Source organism: Spirabiliibacterium pneumoniae, from assembly GCF_014884995.1.
GTDB lineage: Bacteria > Pseudomonadota > Gammaproteobacteria > Enterobacterales > Pasteurellaceae > Spirabiliibacterium > Spirabiliibacterium pneumoniae.
Genome location: NZ_JABMII010000009.1, coordinates 40,072 through 55,680, shown reverse-complemented (window position 1 = coordinate 55,680; position 15,609 = coordinate 40,072). Strand labels below are relative to the sequence as shown.

Annotated in this window: 10 protein-coding genes; all 10 read right to left on the bottom strand. The window is 46.6% G+C overall.

All coding sequences use genetic code 11. The annotated features are described in order from the left end of the window. Positions 1–260, bottom strand: a 260-nt coding sequence (bamE, locus tag HPC38_RS07520) for an outer membrane protein assembly factor BamE domain-containing protein (protein ID WP_208120677.1), incomplete at its 3' end; no start/stop codon positions are given. Between the two features lie 55 nt (positions 261–315). Beyond that, positions 316–5,901, bottom strand: a complete 5,586-nt coding sequence (locus tag HPC38_RS07515) for a YadA-like family protein (protein WP_208120676.1) — start codon at positions 5,899–5,901, stop codon at positions 316–318. A 396-nt stretch (positions 5,902–6,297) separates the two neighbouring features. Beyond that, complete coding sequence (rnhB, locus tag HPC38_RS07510; RefSeq protein ID WP_208120675.1) at positions 6,298–6,900, bottom strand: ribonuclease HII; 603 nt, start codon at positions 6,898–6,900, stop codon at positions 6,298–6,300. Further along, positions 6,887–8,041: a lipid-A-disaccharide synthase gene (gene lpxB / locus HPC38_RS07505; protein ID WP_208120674.1), complete on the bottom strand. Its 1,155-nt coding sequence runs from the start codon at positions 8,039–8,041 to the stop codon at positions 6,887–6,889. Before lpxB ends, rnhB begins: the two co-directional genes overlap by 14 nt. 8 nt (positions 8,042–8,049) lie before the next feature. Beyond that, positions 8,050–10,323 (bottom strand): aerobic respiration two-component sensor histidine kinase ArcB, encoded by a 2,274-nt coding sequence (arcB, locus tag HPC38_RS07500; protein WP_208120673.1) that lies wholly within the window; start codon positions 10,321–10,323, stop codon positions 8,050–8,052. 91 nt (positions 10,324–10,414) lie between these two features. Further along, positions 10,415–11,272 (bottom strand): phosphoribosylaminoimidazolesuccinocarboxamide synthase, encoded by an 858-nt coding sequence (locus HPC38_RS07495; RefSeq protein WP_208120672.1) that lies wholly within the window; start codon positions 11,270–11,272, stop codon positions 10,415–10,417. A 56-nt stretch (positions 11,273–11,328) separates the two neighbouring features. Continuing rightward, positions 11,329–12,246, bottom strand: a complete 918-nt coding sequence (gene lpxC, locus HPC38_RS07490; RefSeq protein ID WP_208120671.1) for a UDP-3-O-acyl-N-acetylglucosamine deacetylase — start codon at positions 12,244–12,246, stop codon at positions 11,329–11,331. Positions 12,247–12,278: 32 nt separating this feature from the next. Further along, positions 12,279–13,442, bottom strand: a complete 1,164-nt coding sequence (ftsZ, locus tag HPC38_RS07485; protein WP_208120670.1) for a cell division protein FtsZ — start codon at positions 13,440–13,442, stop codon at positions 12,279–12,281. Between the two features lie 72 nt (positions 13,443–13,514). Further along, a complete protein-coding gene (ftsA, locus tag HPC38_RS07480; protein WP_208120669.1) occupies positions 13,515–14,795 on the bottom strand; it encodes a cell division protein FtsA in 1,281 nt (426 codons plus the stop codon). A 22-nt stretch (positions 14,796–14,817) separates the two neighbouring features. After that, the gene (locus HPC38_RS07475) at positions 14,818–15,609 is read right to left on the bottom strand and encodes a cell division protein FtsQ/DivIB (protein WP_208120668.1); all 792 of its coding nucleotides are present in this window, start codon (positions 15,607–15,609) and stop codon (positions 14,818–14,820) included.

The window sequence follows — 15,609 nt, the reverse complement described above, 5'->3', positions numbered from 1 at the left end:
AACAAGCCTTCTTGGTAGTGTGGGCGGCCAATTAAATAATAGAGTTGGTCTTTGTTCATGCCCGCTTCAATTTGGCGCACGTTGTCCCAGTTTGGCCATGTACCGTATTGGGAACCAGAGAAGTTAACACTGGCATCTTCAATCTTCGGCCATTTTGGCTCATCGGTTGTGCCGTTCTTTTTCACATCACTTAAGTTGCCGCACGCTGCCACAACGCTGGCTGCCAACAATGGCAATGCCCATTTTGCTAATTTTTTCATTGCTTTTCCTTATCAAAAGTGACCGCACTTTAAGCAAAAAGTGCGGTCGTGGTGATTACCATTGATAGCCTACACCAACACCAGCGTTTGTGCCACCTTTAGAGTCGGTTGAACCGCTCAATTTGATGATCACATGGCCACTGTCAGAGATGCGTGAAACACCCACCGCTACAGCATTTGCGCCACGGTGTGTACCCGCTGCTACAGCTACCATAGAGTGACCTGGAATGTACGCTTGTGGCAAGTTCGCCATGGCGGTTGAACCTGCGATACCACCGCGTGCTTTGCGATCAACATCGCCAATGCGGTTGCCCACAGCGTTGAGTTGGTTCACGTTTACCGCATCAGTACCTTTCACACCTGGTGCTACGTTGGTGATACGGTTGCCACCGTTATCAAGACCATTAGCAGTCAAGCTCACGTTGCTTGGTTTGCCCGCTGCGTTAGTGCCAGTGATGTTCACGCCATTGCCAGTCACGGTGGTCGTGTTGCCTGCTTGATCTTTCAGCTCAACACTGTTAAGGCCTTTGAGGTCTTTCGCAAGGTCAACTTTCACTTTCGTGCCTTTCGGTGTATCCACTTTGCTCACCACAGTGTTGCTGCCGTTAACGAAGTCAACGGTATCGCCGTTTTTGATTTCTTTAGCTTGAGCATCATCACTATTTGCAGTCACTTTAAAGCCGGTCATTTTCTTATCTAACTGGCTCTTATTCACCGCATCATTCGGATTTACACCATCCGCCACATTAGTGATGGTATTGCCACCATTGTTCAAGCCGTTTTGAGTCAAGCTAACATTTTTCGGATTATCCGCTTTGTCATCAGTAGCGTCTTTACCTTTCAGCACAATGCCGCCATCTTTAACAATAACGGTGTTGCCGTCTTTGTCTTTGAACTCAGCACCTTCAAGGTCTTTCAGCATTTTCGCCATTTTGATGATTAACTCACCATTTTCAACATCCACACGGGTGTTGGCTGCGGTGGCATCAGCATCATTTGCCAATTTGCCTTTCACTGCCACGGTTTCGTTGAGTTTTTTCTCAATGGTGTCACCTTTATTGCCTTTAAATTTCAAGCCGTCGTTCAGTGTTGCTACTTCTTCTTGGCTGCCGTCTGGTTTGGTGTAAACCACGCGAGTTTTGCTTTCGCCGTCTTTACCGTCGTTGCCGTCAAGACCTTTAGCGCCGTCTTTCACGCTGATAGAAGCAGAAGCACCATCTTTGCCGTCGGCGCCTTTCGCACCAGTAAGGCCGATTGAGCCGTCTTTGCCGTTCAAGACCGCACTTGCGCCATCTTTGCCAGTGGCACCAATTGAGCCGTCAACGCCATCTTTGCCGTCTTTACCCACAGTGATGTTGTCAGCCAAGTTGACTTTTACATCCACGCCAGAACCATCTTTTTTCGGTTCAGTAGTCACTTTGGTGTTGTTGCCATCAGTGAAGTTTACTTTGTTGCCTTCGGTGATGGTGGTTGCATCGCCATCATTCGCCGTAACATCAAAGCCGTTCATGCCGCCTGCTTCAGCTGCTTTCACATCGATAGTGATGGTGCGAACGCCATCTTTGGTTTCGCCTGTTACTTTCGCAGCGCCAGTACCCACAAAGTTCACTTGGTTGGCATTTTTCACTTGCTCGGTGTAGCTGTTGTCTGGTGCGCCCACAATCCAGCCCATGTTGCGCAAATCGCCCACAGTGGCAGCAGAATTGTCAGGTACATTCGTGTTATCCAAGTTGACCAAACCATTTTTTGGCACGTCTGAATCAGGGTAGGTGTTCAGGCCATTATTGATGTTGGTAATCGGTTTGTTGCCCGCGTTGATGCCGTCTTTGCCGATTGACACCGTGTTGCTCGGATCAGTTGGTTTGCCTGTTTTCGGATCAACTGGGCCAAAGGTTACGCTGTCTAAATCTTTCAAGTCTTTAGCCAGTTTCAACACCAATTCTGCATCGTCGCCGCTTTGATTGGCTACCACACCGATATTGCCGTCTGAAAGTTTGTTTTCATCTTTGGCATTGCCTTTGATGTTGGTCACTTTATTCAGCTTGATGGCTGCGCCTTCGCCGAAGTCGCCAGCGTATTTGATGCCATCGTTGAGGGTGGCCACTTCTTCGCCGTTAACTTCAAGGCGAGGTTTGGTGTCTTTGCCATCTTTGCCTTTGCCGTCAACGCCTGGTTGGCCATCTTCTTTCACGGTGAGGCTCACGCCATCTTTGCCGTCTTTGCCAGCGATGCCAATGCCAGGTTTGCCGTCGCCTGCATCACCTTTGATGCTCACGCCGTCTTTGCCATCTTTACCAGCCACGCCGATAGAGCCAGCTTCGCCAGGTTGACCATCTTTTGCTGGTTTGCCGATGGTGATGTCTTTATCCAAACCAATTTGCAGATATTGATCGGTGATCTTGCCGTCATCATCTTTTTTGGTGACAACAGTTGAAGTCACACCACTGCCTTCTTTGCCTTTAATTTGGATTTGTTTGCCCAAATCTTGGTTGATAACGTTATTATTATCGTCTTTCAACCCAAAACCACCACCGTTGTTGGCGTTTTTGATATTGTCAGACACATTTTTCAGGTCAGAGACATTCACCGCTTTGTTTGGTGTTTTATCAGCAGCATCGTTTAAGGCATTAGTAAAGTCATCGCCTGATTTATTACCATCAGGGTCGACCGCACTTTTCACGCCATCAAGGGTTTGTGGATCTTTCTCACCCTTACCGTTCACCAAAGTGGTGCCTGCTGGCTCAACGTTAGCATTTTCTTTGCCATCGTTCACTTTGCCGTTAGTGACATCTTCTGCTTTATAGAATTTATCACCCACTTTCACCAATGGGTTGCCTTCAGTGTCGGTGTAGGCGATTGGCAAGCCTGTTACGTTGATGCGAATGTTGCTTAACAATTCGCTCGTAGTATCCACCACCGCGATGGTGTTTGCGCCGTCTACAAAGTTAACGGTGTCATACGGTTTCACGAAGTCTTTCGCTGTGCCGTTGTTTTGCAAGTTCCAGCCTGCGTTCAACACATCACCCACCGTGGCGGCATTGTTTTGCATTTTCTTGACTTCTTCCGCTGTCGGCGCAGTGCCTGCGGTCGTTGGTGCTTGTGTATCTTTCTTCGCACCTGGCAAGTTGCCTGCGATATTGGTCAATGTAGTTGGGGTAGTGGTTGTGCCATCTGGGTTGTTCATTGAGGCAATCACTTCGCCTGCTGGTACTTCTGTACCGTCAGCTTTCACAAATTTGCCTTCAGGTGTTTTATACACTTTATTACCATCTTTATCTGTATAAACCACTGGCATTTGGTTAGTTAACCCTTCAGACACCAAATACAATTGCGAACCGTTGATGGCATCAGTTGAAGTTTTAGAGATTTCACCTGGCGCAACATTGATGATTTGACGTTCAGCATCTTTTTTGCCCACGCTGACCACCGCACTTGCTTTACCAGCAAAACCACTGTACCTTACGCCTTCAACAGTTGCATCATTAATTTGTACCGCTTGACGATCTACAGATCCAGAACCAAGAGAAACGTTATTCGCAAGAGTTGCTTTAGCATTTTCACCAATTGCAACTGTTGCCTGATCCTCTGTTTTTGCACCTTGTCCAGCTGCAAATGAAGCTCTAGCCAAGGCTTGTGCCTTAAAACCAACTGCTGCTGCACCGACACCATCAGTCACAGTTTGTGGGCCAATAGCCGTGTTATAGAAATGCTGAGCTTTTGCATCTTTACCGATAGCGATAGAAGTGTGAGCATAGGTTCCAACTTTTGCATTTGTACCAATCGCAATTGCATCAGGTGCAAAATATTGAACGGTTGCACCATCACCCATTGCGATAGAGGATTTATTAGGTGCTTGCGCATTATTACCAATTGCAATTGCATTAGCTTCTGGCACATCATCTAGATTAGTTGCAAAACCTTTTGGACCGCGCCCGCTGCGTGCATTTTTACCAATAGCTACTGTGCCATCACCATAGGCCTTAGCTTCTGTGCCTTGTGCAATGCTATCTTGCGCTTGAGCACTTGATTGTTTACCTATCGCAGTTGAACGATCGCCAATGGATTCTGCTGCCGTTCCTACGGCAATACTATGTTCACCCGTAGCTACTGCTTGTTTCGTATCTTCATTAATAGAACTTTCTTTAATGGATGAGTCACCGTATTGATTGGATTCGGACGTATATTCTAATCCCGTCGCTGCCCCCAACGCAATCGCACCCACTGCTTTTGCTTCTGCATTAGAACCAATCGCAATTGCCGCTTCTTTCGTTGCTTTAGCGCGTTCACCAGCTGCTAAAGAACTACCGCCCAATGCTTCCGTACGGAAACCAAGTGCCGTATCATTCATCTTAGTATTGGCAAAACCACCAACACTACCGCCGTTGCCCGTCTTCACTTTGGCTTCTTCTTTAGTACCAGCCCAGCTATCACTACCTAGTGCTACGTTACCATTGCCCGTAGTGCGAGCGCCATTACCTAATGCTACTGTACGGGACGCCGTTTGATGACTACCTGCGTAGTTACCCATGGCTACGTTCAAATCGCCATTAACGAAACTGCCGGAGATATTACCCATAGCCGTGTTGCCACTGCCCAAGGAGTTTTGCAATGCTTTCCACCCCAAGGAAGAGTTAGAGCTACCTTGTGTATCCCATTGCGCATTAGGACCAATCCCTACGTTAAAGCCTGCCATGAAAGAAGCCGCTGGATTATTAAAAGATCCATCGGGTCTTAAATATTCTTTACCACCCCAGGAAGCTTGCTTGAAATTATTTCCATCCACAATGCCGGAACCACTGCGAACCCCCGCATCTGCACCGATGAACACGTTGTTAGTTCCATACGCATCCTTCATGTACGCAGCTGCATTCGTACCCATCCCGATATTGCCATAAGAAATGGTATCCGTTCCGGCATTTTTACCGATGAATACGCTTGGGATACGACCGCCATCATTAGGTTGTCCTAAATTATTAGTTCCCAAGGCTGGGTTATTAAGTTGCTCTTTTTGTTTCTTTTCTGAAAGTGCTCCAGCTTGAAACCCGATAGCAACACTGTAATCTTTTTTAGAACGAGCCCCTGCTTCAGTACCAATATTAACGTTTTGAATATTCCATGCATCTACCGTACCCGTTCCGGCATTTTCACCGACGGAAATATTACGACCACCCATAGCCGTCGCGCCAGATCCGATGGCAATATTATTTTGCTTGCCTATCCACGTACGCTTAACCACATCATTATCATTTGCTTTAAGGATGTAATCGCGCATTTCTTCAGCACTAGTAAATGGTGCTTTTGTCTTAGGGTTAATGACGCTAGCATAATTTGCCGTCATATCCGAGTTACCGGACACCGCGTTGTTACCGATTGCAATCGAACCTGTCGTTTCCGCTTTTGCTGGTACGCCAATCGCAATGCCACCATTTTGAACTGCTTGAGAACCTTCTCCATTAACGATATTATCCGCCATCACCGCACTTGAGCCGAGTGCGAGGCTCAATGCTGCGCCGATACGGGTGAGGTTAAATACGCGGCGAGAAGTACGCGCGCTGGATTTGGTATGGCCTTTCGCCAATTCGGAAGCCACCACAAATGATTGAGTGGCGTGGTTCCAAATAATTTTGAAAATTGTATTCATAATTTTTCCTATGTTGTTTCTAAATTTTAGTGATTAAATTTTGTCGTACTCTAGCACAAAAATTTTCCATTTGTAAGCCATAATGAAAATATTTACAAAACAGATTCTAACTCTAGATTATCGCCTATTTTTCATGTTTTTTCATAACTTATTTATTTTTAAATAATTTTTATTTTTTAAATGTAAAAATTTTGTTTTGTTTTGTTTTGTTTTGTTTTGTTTTGTTTTGTAAATTATGGTAATTTTTTAGATTAATGCAAGTTTGGTGGATAATTTAGAAAATTTACGATAAATTAGCTGTTTTCACTTGCCAAAAGCAAACAAGTGACTAAGCCGTAATTGCAGTCATGATACGGTATGATGAAAATAAAAGTGCGGTAAGAAAAAGGCAGTTGCCTAATCTATTTGTGCCAACACTCGACGTACAGGAGCAAAAGATCGCCTGTGCTCGCTCAATGGGCCAAATTCACGAAGTTTTTCTAAATGTAACGCTGTAGGATACCCTTTGTGCTTATCAAAACCATATTCCGGATACTTTTCATGCAAAGCCATCATCTCCGCGTCACGTGCCACTTTGGCTAGAATTGACGCAGCTGAAATCTCTGCCACAAGGCTATCACCCTTGACCACCGCCTGCGCTGGTTGCAGCAGATTTGGCGGCAGGCGGTTGCCGTCCACCAACACAAAGTGCGGTTGCACAGGCAAATTGACCACCGCACGCTGCATCGCCAGCAAACTGGCCTGCAGAATATTCAGCTCATCGATCTCACTAGCTTCGGCGCGGCCGTATGCATACGCCAATGCATTGGCTTTGATCACCTCTGCCAGCATCTGGCGTTTTTTTTCACTGAGTTTTTTAGAGTCCGCCAAACCTACAATAGGGCGTTTTGGATCTAAAATCACTGCCGCCGTCACCACTGCACCAATGAGCGGGCCGCGCCCGACTTCATCGACTCCTGCGATTAAACCGACGCCTTGTGGGTATTCAAAGCTGGCCATTAAGTACCTCCACCACCGCTTGTGCCGCTTGCGCGTCAGCATTGCAGCGAATTTGCTGATGCAGCTGTTTAAACCGCACTTTGAGCTGTTCGGTTTGTTCAGGGTTGCCGAGTATATGGCTAATTTCCTCGCAAATGCGCTCACTTGTGCACTCATGCTGAATAAGCTCTGGCACCAATGGTGCATTGGCAAGTAAATTCGGCAGTGAAATATAAGGCGTTTTCACCAGCCGCTTGGCGAGAAAATAAGTCAGCGGTTTCATTTTGTAGCACACAACCATCGGCGAATTGCACAGCATACACTCCAATGCCGCTGTACCTGAGGCTAACATTGTCGCACTGGCCAGCTGCATCGCCTCGCGGGCATGGCCGTCAAGGATAATGAGCGGAAGATCTGGCGCAATGCTGGCTTTCAGTTCATCAAATTGCGCTCGACGCTGGGCATTCACCAGTGGCACAAGAAATTGTATGTCACGGAAATGCTGTTTAAGCCATTGCGCGGCCTGCAAAAAAGTTGGCGTCAGTGCAGCCACTTCCGCGCCACGGCTGCCAGGGAGCATGGCAATATAGCGCTGATTGGGATCTAAATGCAGTTTTTGCGCCACTAAAGTGCGGTCAACATCAAGTGGAATGGCGTCTGCCAAGGTGTGCCCAACAAAACGGCACGGCACGTTAAAACGGTCGTAAAAAGCTTTTTCAAAAGGTAAAAATGCCAGCACTAAATGCGTCGCTTTGGCGATGGTATGGATACGATTTTGCCGCCACGCCCATACGGATGGGCTAACATAGTGAAGGGTTTTGATGCCCTGCTCTTTTAACACTCGCTCAACGGTAAGGTTGAAATCAGGCGCATCAATGCCGATGAAGACATCGGGCTTTTGCGCCAGCAGGTAAGCGATCAGTTCTTTGCGTCGTTTGAGCAAGCGCGGCAGATGTTTGACTACTTCAACTAGCCCCATCACCGCCAGCTCTTCCATATCAAATAAGCTCGACATGCCCGCTTGCTGCATCCGCGCCCCTGCAATGCCGATAAAACGCGCATTAGGATAATGCTGCTTCAGCGCTGTTATCAGCCCTGCTCCTAAAATATCACCTGAAACTTCACCTGCCACAATGGCAATACACGGCTGTTGTGTTGTCATCGTTTTCCTTATGCTTGTTGATCAATCCACGTGCGCAAGCGATCGAACTCTGCACGCCAGTCTTGCATTTGAGCCACCCATTGCGCAATGTGAGCGCCCCACTGTTCACGTTCACAATGTTGGGCAAGCTCCGCGACATCACGCAAAGAAGCCAGCCCAATTGAGGCAGCTGCGCCTTTAATTTTATGCGCGCACTCGCCGACACTGACCGCACTTTGCTTTTGCTCATCGACCACATAACGTTGATACGCCGTGTTAAGCTCATCAATGTAGCCTGGCATGCTGTGCTCAAACAAGGCTAAACTTTCTACCACTTGTGCCTTGCCTAAGAGTTCCAGCAGCTGATGCAATAACGGTTGATCAAATTCCCCCGTGGCTTGTGTCAGCTTTGTGCTGGCTGTGTTTGGCTCAATGCCATCAAATAGCGCGTGCAGCGTGGCATTGAGTGCATCAAGCGAAAGCGGCTTAGCGAGTGCGTCATCCATGCCATGCTCAAGATAATAGGTTTTATCACGCATCACATTGGCCGTCAGTGCTACCAATGGCGGAAGATAGTCAATTTCATCATTTTCATAACGCTCGCGTAGCATTTGGGCAATGTCAAAACCACTCATATCGGGCAGCTGAATGTCGAGCAACAGCAAGTCATAGCTGTTTTGTTCAAATTTAGCGAGCGCTTGTGCGCCGTTTATTGCCACGTCTACCCGATACCCCATTTTCTCAAGAATGGATTTGGCCACAATAATGTTGACTTCAATATCTTCCACCAGCAAGATGTGCAGTGCTTCAATATTCGGCGACAGCTCTGCTTCCGCCTCTGGCGCTAAGCTGGGGGCGAGAATATCTAGCGTGAAAGTGGTGCCCTGCCCTAGTGTGCTCTGCACTGTCAAATCGCCGTGCATTAATTGTGCGAGAGTTTTGGCCACATTCAACCCAATGCCACTGCCCAATGCGCGCATATTGCCATCGCCACGCACTTGGTAATACATTCCAAAAATTTTATCTTGCTCATCAGGTGCAATGCCAATGCCGCTGTCGCTAATCGCAAAAACGAGGCGATTTTCCCCCGATGGCGAAACAGCAAGTTTAACCCAGCCTTTTTGCGTGAACTTAACGGCATTATTGATCACATTCCACAAAATTTGATTAAGGCGAATCGCATCCACTAAAATCCAGTTTGGTAAATTAGGCGCTAATTCAAGTTTAAATTGCAACTGTTTTTGTGCCGCCATCACGGAGGCAATGTTGTTGATGTCGTTTAATAATTGATTGAAATCACAACGTTTTTCAAACAGTTCTATCCGTTGGGTTTCAATTTTTTCTAAATCCACTAAATCATTGAAAATATGCCCCAGCGACACGGCGCTGACTTTGATGGTTTGCAAGTAATCCCGTTGCTGCTCAGTCAAATGGCCATCGAGCAAAATACGACTAAGACCAATGATACCGTTAAGTGGTGTTTTCAACTCGTGGCTGATGGTAGTCATCATCTGGGTTTTATCGCGGCTATTTTTCTCCACCATCGCTTGGTAATTGTATCGTTCGGTAATATCTCGCCCAAACCCGATCACAAGACACTGTTCGCTGGCTTTATCGAAGTAAGGCACTTTCACAATCTCAAAACATGCCTGCTCGCCATTAGGGTAGATCAAATGCTGCTCATAGCTGAGCTTGCGCCGCGTTTGACGCACCAAAATATCGCTGGCTTGCGCCTGAGCGGCATTTTCATCACTGAAAATATCCATTGGCGTGAGATGCTTAAGCTCGGCTTCTGTTTTGCCCGTGAGCCGCTCCACCGCCTTGTTTGCGCCACGATAGCGGTGATCCTCTCCTCGATAAAACACCAAATCAGGCGAAGCATCAAAAAACGAACGTAACAATTGTGCGTTACGTTCTAATTCCAGCTGTACCCGCTCACGCTCCTTCACCTCAGCACTGAGTTGGCGGTTTTTTTCATTCAATTCACGGTTGAGTTGATTGTCATGCGCGCGCAACGTTTGCAGCTGCATCAGTGTTTTTTCGCTGTGCTGGCGTGACAGCTCTAAACGCTCAATGATGGCGGAAAAAAAGTAGATCGCAAAGGGCGCAGAACATAGCCCAAACACCACAGAGCGGATAATATCTTGCCAGTAGAGGTTGCCAGTGAAAATGAGTGTTGTGATTGCTTGGATAAGCAGCGCATAGCCTGCCAAAAAAATTAGCCCCAGCAGTGAGAAGCGGATTTTCCCAATACGGATTATCCAATCAATATAGCGTTGCAGGTAGGTTTTGACGTTTTTCATGGCGCTTGTTGGTGATTGCAGTTACCCCGATTGTAGGCAAAGGCACGCCATAAAGCAACCGCACTTTGACTGCAAAGTGCGGTTGTGACAATTAAGCGGTGAGAATATTGAGTGCTTCGCGGTATTTCGCGACCGTTTTTTCAATTACCTCAGCAGGCACTTTTGGCGCAGGTGGGCGTTTGTTCCAGCCACTTTGTTCAAGCCAATCACGCACAAACTGTTTGTCGAACGATGGCGGATTAGTGCCTTCTTGGTAATTTTCCACAGCCCAAAAACGGCTTGAATCCGGGGTAAGCACTTCGTCCATCAGCGTTAACGTACCGTTTTCATCAAGGCCAAATTCAAATTTAGTATCACAAATAATGATGCCTTTACTTAATGCGTACTCCGCCGCCGCAGTATAAAGCGCAATCGCCTTTTCTCGCACCTCGGCGGCCAATTCTTTGCCTATAAATTGCTCGCATTGCTCATAGGTGATGTTTTCATCATGATCGCCCACCGCCGCTTTGCTTGACGGGGTAAAGATAGGTTCAGGTAATTTGCTTGCCTCAACTAAACCTGCTGGCAATTTGATGCCGCAAATTTCGCCCGTCTTACGATAATCTTTCAAGCCACTGCCAGTTAAATAGCCGCGCACAATAGACTCAATTTTAATCGGTGTCAAGCGTTTGCACACCACTGCACGGTGTTGCAGCTGTTCAGCTTGGTCGTGAGGCAAGACATCAAACACCGTTTCTCCAGTAAAGTGGTTCGGCATGATGTGGGCGAGCTTATTAAACCAAAAATTGGAAATTTGGGTTAAAATTTCACCTTTTTTCGGAATAGGATCATCTAAAATCACATCAAATGCGCTGAGGCGGTCACTGGCCACCATAAGCATACGTTTATCATCGATTGCGTAAAGATCTCGCACTTTACCAGAATAAATTTTGTCTAAGCTGATGTCCATTTGCTGTACTCTTTTTGCCAATAAAAAAGCCATATTCGAAAATATGGCTTGAGTGATTAAATCATAATTTGTGCTGGGGCAACATAGCCTTGTGGAATACGAGTTTTTTCATCAAAGGTGATGTACTCCCAGGCCTCGCTGTCAGCAAGCAATGCGCGCAACAATTTGTTATTCAGCCCGTGGCCAGATTTAAATGCGCTATATTCGCCAATGATATTATGGCTTGCCATGTAAAGGTCACCTACGGCATCAAGCAACTTATGGCGCACCAATTCATCTTCAAAACGCAAGCCGTCTTCGTTTAAGATACGATAATCGTCTAGTACAATCGCATTGTCTAGGCTGCCGCCTAGTGCAAGACCTTGCGCTTGTAAGTATTCGATATCTTTCATAAATCCAAAGGTGCGCGCGCGGCTGATTTGCTGGATAAACGCTTGGCTTGAAAATTCCAACTCATAGTGCGTAACGTTTTCGGCAATCGCGGGGTGTTTAAAATCGATAGTAAAATTCAAACGAAATCCACTATAAGGTTTCAATTCTGCCCATTTGTCGCCGTCTTCTACTCGCACCGTTTTTTTCACGCGCAAGAATTTTTTCGCTGCGTTTTGCTCTTCGATACCCGCATCTAACAAAAGATAGATAAATGGCGCTGCGCTACCGTCCATAATTGGGATTTCAGGTGCATCAACTTCCACAATAATATTGTCAATGCCTAGTGCAGCAAGCGCAGCATTAATGTGTTCAACGGTTGACACCCGCACGCCGTCATCATTGACCAAGCAAGTGCAAAGCATCGTATCGCGAATAGCATCCGCATTCGCCACAAAACTCACAGGCGGGTTGAGATCAGTACGGCAATAAATCACGCCTGTATTTTCTTGCGCAGGACGCAATGTCAGGGTCACTTTTTTTCCACTGTGCAGCCCAATGCCTGTGACTTTAATACTTTGTTTCAGTGTTCGTTGTTTTAACATAACCGTTTCACTTAGCACTAAAAGTGCGGTAATTAATCTGCTTGTTTTCTTAAGAAAGACGGCACATCAAAAAGATCTTTTTCTTCTTTTGGTGCAGGGGCTTCGGCGCCAACCGCACTTTTATTATTATAATTGCTGCCAGTATAAGCGCTATTAGTTGGTGAGCTGAGACTACCGTTATCAAAGCCTGTATTTGGCTTAACCAACACCACTTCTTCTGTTTCACGCATACCACCAATGCCTGTTGCAACGATGGTAACACGGATTTCGTTTTCCATTTCTGGCACCAAACTTGAACCGACAACAATGGTCGCTTCAGAATCAGCAAAGGCTTTCACTGTGTCACCAATGGTGTAGAATTCATCCAAGCTCAAATCAGGCCCTGAGGTTACATTGACTAATACACCGCGCGCACCAGAGAGATCAATATCTTCCAATAATGGGCTTGCCACAGCTTCTTGCGCCGCTTGATCAGCACGACCGCTGCCAGCTTCACCTTGCCCGATACCTGTGCCCATCATAGCGTTACCCATTTCTTGCATCACAGTGCGCACGTCAGCAAAGTCAACGTTAATCAAGCCTGGAGAGGTGATTAGCTCTGAAATACCACGCACAGCGTTACGTAAAATTTCATTGGCGGTAGCAAAGGCATTAATTAGGGAGATGTTTTTGCCTAGCACCTTCAATAATTTATCATTTGGAATCACGATCAACGAGTCAACATGCTGAGAAAGGGCTTTGATACCTTGTTCTGCAAAGCTCATACGACGCTTGCCTTCAAAACCAAACGGCTTTGTTACCACCGCGACAGTCAAAATACCAAGCTCTTTGGCAATTTGCGCCACAACGGGAGCAGCCCCTGTCCCTGTGCCGCCACCCATGCCTGCGGCGATGAAAACCATATCTGCCCCATCAAGGCAATTACGAATAGCTTCTTTGTCGTCTTCTGCCGCTTGGCGACCCACATTCGGATTCGCGCCAGCCCCCAAACCTTTTGTGGTTGCACCACCAATTTGGATCGTTTGTTGCACGAGGCTTTTACGCAATGCTTGAGCATCGGTGTTGATTGAATAAAACTCCACGCCGTGCATATCTTCTTGCACCATGTGGTTGACAGCATTACCACCACCACCACCAACGCCGACCACTTTAATTACAGCATCGGTAATATCTTCATACACTGTAGGCTCAAACATAGATTCTCCCTATTATGTTTGCTTTCTAATTTTTTGCTAATTGTTTCTATTCTAAGCTAAATGCGCCAATTATCAAAACTGATTTTTCACCCAATTGGCCATTTTTTTGACACTGCCGAGGAAATTAAACCCATTTGCCCCTTTATCATGTCGGGTTAAATCGTCTGGCGTGTCGTAATTGTGGTGTAATAATCCCAGCACTGTTGCATATTGTGGCTTGTTGACGTAATCAGTTAGACCCGTCAAATTCAGCGGAGTTCCCACCCGCACTTGTGGGCCAAACACATTTTCAGCACAGCTCAAAATATCGTGAATTTGCGCACCGCCACCAGTGAGCACCACACCTGCGATCATATCGGATTTAATATGCTTAGCATCAAGCTCTTGTTTAAGTTTAGCTAACTCATTGTTGACTAAGCCTAAAAGCTCACTATAGCGATCTGAAATCACCTCAGATAGCATGCCACGTTTGAGCACACGAGGCGGACGATTGCCAATGCTTGGCACTTCAATTTTCTTTTCACTCTCAGCACGGAGCTCTTCATCTTTACCTAAATTAATCGCGCTACCAAAAGCTACTTTGATTTTTTCTGCCTCAATACGTGAGGTGCTGAAAACATACGCAATGTCATCGGTCACACGGTTGCCTGCGTAAGGAATCACCTTGCTAAAGCGCAACGCACCGTTAGTGTAGCCGATGATGTCAATGGTGCCACCGCCGATGTCAATCAAGCACACCCCGAGCTCTTTTTCGTCTTCGGTCAGTACGGAATAGCTTGACGCCAAACCTGAAAATACGACTTCATCAACTTTAAGGTTGGCACGCTCTACCGCTTTTTTCAAGTTGTTGAGCAAATTTTGGTTAGCTGCAATCAAATGCGCTTGTGCTTGCAAACGCACACCTTGCAGCCCTAGTGGGTTTTTAATATTCGGTTGATTATCGACCGAAAATTCTTGTGGAATAACGTGTAAAATGCTTAATCCTTCACCGATTTTGACTGATTGCGCAATTGTCATCGCATCATCAATTTCGTCTTGGGTCACTTCCCCATTACCAATCGGCACCCAACCACTTTCATTAAGGCTACAGATGTGATCCCCGGTAATAGCCAACGACACACTGACAATCTGACAATCCGCGATAGACTCCGCCCCTTCAATGGCGCGCTGAATAGAATTGACTACCGCATCAAGATCGGTAATGCTGCCGCGGTCAATGCCTTTTGATGGGCTACTGCCCACCCCTAGCACGTTGACAACACCATCGGGCAACACTTCCCCTACTACGGCAACGACTTTGGACGTGCCGACTTCCAAACCCACTTTAATTTTTGAATCAACGATTTTTGCCATAATTGTCACTTCTTGCCCATGGTTATTCTGTTAGCTGTTCAGATGCGCTGATCGGACGAAACCCTACCGCCGCACCACTTGCATAGCGTAAATCAATATAATCAATTGCCTGATTTTCAGGCACTTCAATCTGCGGAAAAATTGTCGCTAAGCGCTCAATCTTTTGCTTCCACTCACCGCGCCCCAGTTTTAGCGTCACGCCACTGTCAAGCGTGACCTGCCAAGCACCACGGTCATCAATCATCAGCGATTGCAGCGCCATATTTTTTGCCTTTAACGCTTGGCTAATTTGATGCCAAGCACTGAGCACTTCACGGCTTTGAAAATCATTACCGCGCAAAACTGGCAACATCAAATCTTGCCGTTTTTCCAGCGGCAGGCTGAAAATAGACCCGTCGGCAGCCAGCAGTTGGTTATCATTCCAATACGCCACTGGAATATATTCTGCCACGGCAATGCTGAGCTTATTCGGCCAAATTTTACGCACCAGTGCACCACGCACCCACGGCATCAGCTCAATTTGTTGTTTGATTTTGCTGACATCTTGGGAAAAATAGCCTTTAAGTTCGCCAAACTGCGTCAAACTGCTGCGAATATCTTCAAAAGTAGTGTATTTCGGATGACCAATAAGCCCAAAGGCACTGATCGGCTGGTTGTCTAATTTCTCCAAAAACTCGTCCCAGTGGGCATAAGCGAAATACGCAAGCACCATACATAGTATCATAAATAGCGATTTAAGCGGAAAAAACTTAAATCCACTTTCGCCTGCATACACTTTGGCTTTTTTCGGTTTTGGACGCGGTTTAACAGCCAT